Origin of the sequence: Streptomyces sp. NPDC059866 (assembly GCF_042731325.1) — a bacterium.
Taxonomy (GTDB): domain Bacteria; phylum Actinomycetota; class Actinomycetes; order Streptomycetales; family Streptomycetaceae; genus Streptomyces; species Streptomyces flavusporus.
Genome location: NZ_JBHWJT010000109.1, coordinates 1 through 4425 on the forward strand (window position 1 = coordinate 1; position 4425 = coordinate 4425).

Annotated in this window: 3 protein-coding genes and 2 pseudogenes; 3 read left to right on the forward strand and 2 right to left on the reverse strand. The window is 67.4% G+C overall.

Annotated features, from left to right (window positions below):
• Window positions 1–287: 287 nt before the first annotated feature.
• A pseudogene (locus ACFV7R_RS46760) lies at window positions 288–870 on the reverse strand (IS110 family transposase); the annotation flags it as partial.
• A 156-nt stretch (window positions 871–1026) separates the two neighbouring features.
• On the opposite strand from ACFV7R_RS46760, the gene ACFV7R_RS46765 reads away from it, so the two are divergent.
• Entirely contained in the window at window positions 1027–1500 is a 474-nt protein-coding gene (locus ACFV7R_RS46765) for a transposase (RefSeq protein WP_385276846.1), read from the forward strand.
• On the opposite strand, the gene ACFV7R_RS46770 is transcribed toward ACFV7R_RS46765, so the two are convergent.
• Complete coding sequence (locus ACFV7R_RS46770; protein ID WP_385276843.1) at window positions 1436–2971, reverse strand: fused MFS/spermidine synthase; 1536 nt, start codon at window positions 2969–2971, stop codon at window positions 1436–1438. The genes ACFV7R_RS46765 and ACFV7R_RS46770 overlap by 65 nt on opposite strands.
• Before the next feature lie 126 nt (window positions 2972–3097).
• Between ACFV7R_RS46770 and ACFV7R_RS46775 the strand changes: the two are divergent.
• Both ACFV7R_RS46775 and ACFV7R_RS46780 read left to right on the forward strand, forming a co-directional pair.
• A pseudogene (locus tag ACFV7R_RS46775) lies at window positions 3098–3319 on the forward strand (transposase); the annotation flags it as partial.
• 70 nt (window positions 3320–3389) lie between these two features.
• A complete protein-coding gene (locus ACFV7R_RS46780) occupies window positions 3390–4052 on the forward strand; it encodes an IS3 family transposase (protein ID WP_385276849.1) in 663 nt (220 codons plus the stop codon).
• Window positions 4053–4425 lie beyond the last annotated feature (373 nt).

Consider the following 4425-nt stretch of genomic DNA (forward strand, 5'->3'; position numbering starts at 1 on the left):
GTGACCTGCCCAACCACGGAGATGCCCCGCGCGTTCCCTCCACGTCAACAGCGGCCCACGTCCCACCCGCCAGAGCTACAACTGAAAAAGGCTCCTGGCCTCTTCACACTCACGCCGAAACGGACGTAACCTCACGTACCTCCCTCGTGAGTACTGGCCTCTGGGTGAATCCCGGAATCCGCGTCCGGTGAGCAGTGCACGAATTCGGTGATCATGAGCAGGACTGCCTGCCGGGCTGTCAACGCCAGTCACTACCGGTATCGGGCCCTCGGTTTAGGCAGCAGAGATCTCAGCTGTGCGGGGGAGCCGAACTGGTCGAGCATCAGCAGCATCGGCGGGTGCTGGATGCGCGGGCCCAGGACTTGCTCCAGCGAGGGGTGGATCTGGGGGAGCAGACCGCGCAGCCGGTTGCTGATCCGGGTTGCTTCGCCGGCGTGGTCGTCGTCGAAGCCCACGATCATCTCCAGCTCGGCGACGGTCTCGTCTTCCAGCTCGATGGCACGCAGCGTGTGCGGCATGGGGCGGGCGGCGTCCGCGATGAAGGCGTCGCGGGCGTCGGTCTTGGCCTCCGCCGGGGTAGAGGTCGGCGATCCGGCGCATGGTCAGGCCCGGCAGGTGGGCCACCTGGCAGCCCGCGTCCCGGGCGATGGTCAGCGGCAGGGCGTCGATGGAGGCGGGCTGGTCGACGACCACGAGCACGGTGCCGTGCTTGGCCTGCAGCCTCTCGAAGAGTTCCCACAGCTTGGGTTCGCTGTTGGGCAGCCGCTTGTCGAAGGCTTTCTTCCCCGCCGGGGTGACGGCGGTGGCGTGGTGTTCGCCCTTGCCGGCGTCCAGGCCGCGGAAGGCGCCGATGTCACTGGTGTCGATCACGTGCGTCCTCCGGTCGAGCGTCCCGGCCTCACCTGCGGCACCAGCTGCCGGCATCCACATTACGAAGAGCCTCCCAAGTCCCTTGCGAGACCGGTGGTCATGCCCCTGATCAGCGGTCTGCCAGTGCCTCCGGGACCGATGACACACCCCCAGATCATGGTCAGCCGGCCGTACCCGGGCCGGTTGCGGTCCGAAGCCGCTTTCGCCTCCTTCGCCGGAGTCTCACCGATACCCGCATCCTCAGGGCTGACCAACCGGCACCGGATCAACCGCAGCGGCGACCGGCAGCTCAACCGGGCCCTGCACACCATCACCCTGATCCGGATGCGGCTCGACCCGGCCACGAAGACCTACGTCGCCCGCAGAATCGCCGAGGGCAAGACCTCCCGCGACGCACAACGCTGCCTCAAGCGAACCATCTGCCGACAGCTCTTCAAGATCCTCGAACGCTCCGACCGCACCAGCGGAAGGAACCTCGAAATCTTCCTCAAGCGGCTTGACGCGATACAGCAGCCTCGGGGGCAGCTTGTTCAGGTGCGGCGGCAGGGCCTGGACGTGTGTCCTGTCACTGGCTGCTTCGTGCGCTGGAGGGCTGGAGGAGCTGGTCGACGGGTGCGTAGTCGTCGGTGAGCAGTTTGGCATCGCCGGTCCAGGAGATGAGGTCGTCGCCGGTAGCGATCTTCCAGCCGGTTTGCCGGGCGTCCAGCGCTTCCTGGGCCGCGCGCAGGTCGACCGGCCGGTCGGAGGCGAGCACCACCAGATTGCCGCCCTCGGGGGCGGCGGTCGGGTCGAGGCCGATATCGGTGGGTTCGCCGACGAGGGCGACGTGCTCGAAGGTCTCGCTGAGGGTGGCTACTTCGGCACGCGCGAAGGCCAGATCACCGTGATCGATGAGGTTGGCAACGTACAGGCCGTCCTCGTTGAGCACCCGCCGTACGTCAGTCATCGCTTCCACCGTGGTGAGGTGCCACGGCACGCTGACGCCCCCGAAGGCGTCGCCGACGACGAGGTCACGACTGCCCGTGTCCAGTCGCCGCAGGCCGAGCCTGCCGTCCTCGGCGCGTACGTCGATACCGGCTTGTGATCCCAGATCGAGTTGGTCGCGGTTGATGCGCACGACCCCGCTGTCGATCTCGGACACCAGGCTGCGCGTCCCGGGCCGCGTGGCCGCGAGGTAACGGGGAAACGTGAGCCCGCCGCCCCCCAGGTGGTAGGCAGCAAGTGGCTCACCTTGAGGAAAGGCGGCATCGACCACCGACGCGATGGCGCGCACATACGTGAACTCCAGGAAGGTCGGGTCGTCGATGTCGACGTAGGAGTGCCGCAAGCCGTCCAGAACGAGGGTGCGGCCGCCGCCCCGGTCGGGGTCTTGGACGACCCGTGCGCAGTGGTACCTGGTCTCCGTGTCGCAGCCACCGGGCGCGACCATGGTGGCGAGGCCGCCGGCAATGATCACGAGTGTCAGGGCCGGGACGCTGCTCCACCCACGCGTTCGCCACTCGACCAGCGCCGAGCCGACCACCAGCAGTGTTCCGAGGCCGATCAGGATGCCGCTGACCGGCAACCGCGATACGAGAACGAAGCCGGTGAGGACGGTGCCGACGATCGCGCCGACGGTGCCGACGCCGGACAGCCGGCCGACAACCGTTCCGGTCTCGGCGAGGCTGGTGAGACGCAACTTGGTCACGATCGGCGTCACCGCAGAGAGCAGCGCGCCCGGCACGAGGATGGTCAGCGACGCGATCAACAAGAGCAGCGCCGGCGCCCACTCCGCAGTGCTGCGCAGCACGGCGGGGGTGAGCGCCACGACCGCTCCCGACACCCCGAGCGAGGGGCCCAGGAGCCGGCGTGGATTGACCTGGTCGGCGATGCGCCCACCCAGCCAGGAGCCGAGGGCGATCGCGGTGAGGGCGATGCCGATCACCATGGTGCTGGTCTCGAGAGTGAGGCCGAGGTAGGGGGCCAGCAGCCGCAAAGCGACGATCTCGACCACCAGGACTGCGGCCGAGGACCCGAACACCAGCACAACAGCGGCACGGGGACCCAGGCCGTAGCTGCCAGGCGCGCCCTCGGCGACAGACGAGGAAGACGATCCGGTCACGGACGACATCCTTGCATGCGACTCATCTACAGACAGGAGTTGAGAGAAGCCGCCGGTGAAGTTCCCCCGCTGAGCTGGACAGTCTGATACTGGGACGGAAGGTCCCGGAGAAAGCTGTTCCAGACAGTGAGCAAGAAGAGCAACACAAGCAAGCGGTACACGGTCGAGTTCAAACGCGACGCGGTCGCGTTGGTGCACTCGTCAGGGAAGACGGTCATCGAGGTCGCCCGGGAGATCGGCGTCAGCGCCGAGGGACTGCGCAACTGGGTCAAGCAGGACCAAGCCGACCGCGGGCAAGGGCCTGCGGGCGCCCTGACCAGCGACGAGAAAGAAGAGCTGCGGCGTCTGCGGCGAGAGAACCGGGAACAGCAGCAGACCATCGGGGTCTTGAAAAAGCCGCGGCCTTCTTCGCAAGGGAATCGACGAAGTAGCCGTGCGCTACGCGTTCATCGACGCGGAGAAGGCCTCCGAGCACAACCCGGACGGCCACGGCGTCAGCCTGATGTGCAAGGTCCTGGGGGTGTCCCACTCCGGCTACTACGCCTGGCGTGCCGCACGCCCGGCCGCCAAGGCGCGAGCGGGCGAGGAGAGTGAGCTGGTCACGGAGATCCGAAAGCTCCACACGCAGTCCCGCCGCGCCTACGGCTCCCCGAGGATCACGGCCGCCCTACGCCGCACGGGACAGCGGATCAACCGCAAAAGGATCGAGCGGCTGATGCGCGAGCACGACATCCAAGGCATTACCCGCCGCAGGCGCCGCGGCCTGACCCGGCCGGACAAGAAGGCAGTCTTCGCCCCTGACCTGGTCGGACGCGACTTCGCCTCCATCGAGCCCGGCACCAAGCTGGTCTCGGACATCACCTACCCGCCCACCCTTGCCGACTGGTGGTACCTCGCCACCGTCATCGACCTGGCGACCCGGAAGGTGATCGGCTATGCGATGGCCGATCACCACTGCGCCGAGCTGGTTGTCGACGCGCTGCAGATGGCCGTGGGCTGCTCAAGGAGGGCTGCATCGCACACCCGGACCGCGGATCCGAATACACCTCACACGAATACCGCAGCCAGCTACGGAAGTTGAACATGCGGCAGAGCAGGGGCAGAACGGGCTCCTGTTGCAATAACGCCGCAGCCGAGAGCTTTTCGAGCTGCTGAAAGCGGAGATCGGGACCACCGCCAGGCGGTGCCGGTCTCGCGCCGACGAGCTGCTGTGCAGCCGAGTTCGAACTCCAGGGCGCCGGCGATGGCGAGGACGTCGGCGTCGGGCAGCAGGGGTTGTGAACAGGTGGCGATGGACGGCACTTGAGCATGTTCTGGTACGCATGAGTGAGCCTCCGGGCAGCGGCAGGCCCACTCCCCGGCGGGGAACGAGAGTTCTTGCGTCGAATGCGTGACCTTCGCCGGTGGTGGTCGTTGAGTGCGGTGACGGATTTCTTCGATGCGGGCCGGGGGTG

Excerpts from the sequence above, each read along its gene's own strand:
- ACFV7R_RS46765 (WP_385276846.1), top strand. The coding sequence starts at position 1,027 with ATGGTCAGCCGGCCGTACCCGGGCCGGTTGCGGTCCGAAGCCGCTTTC.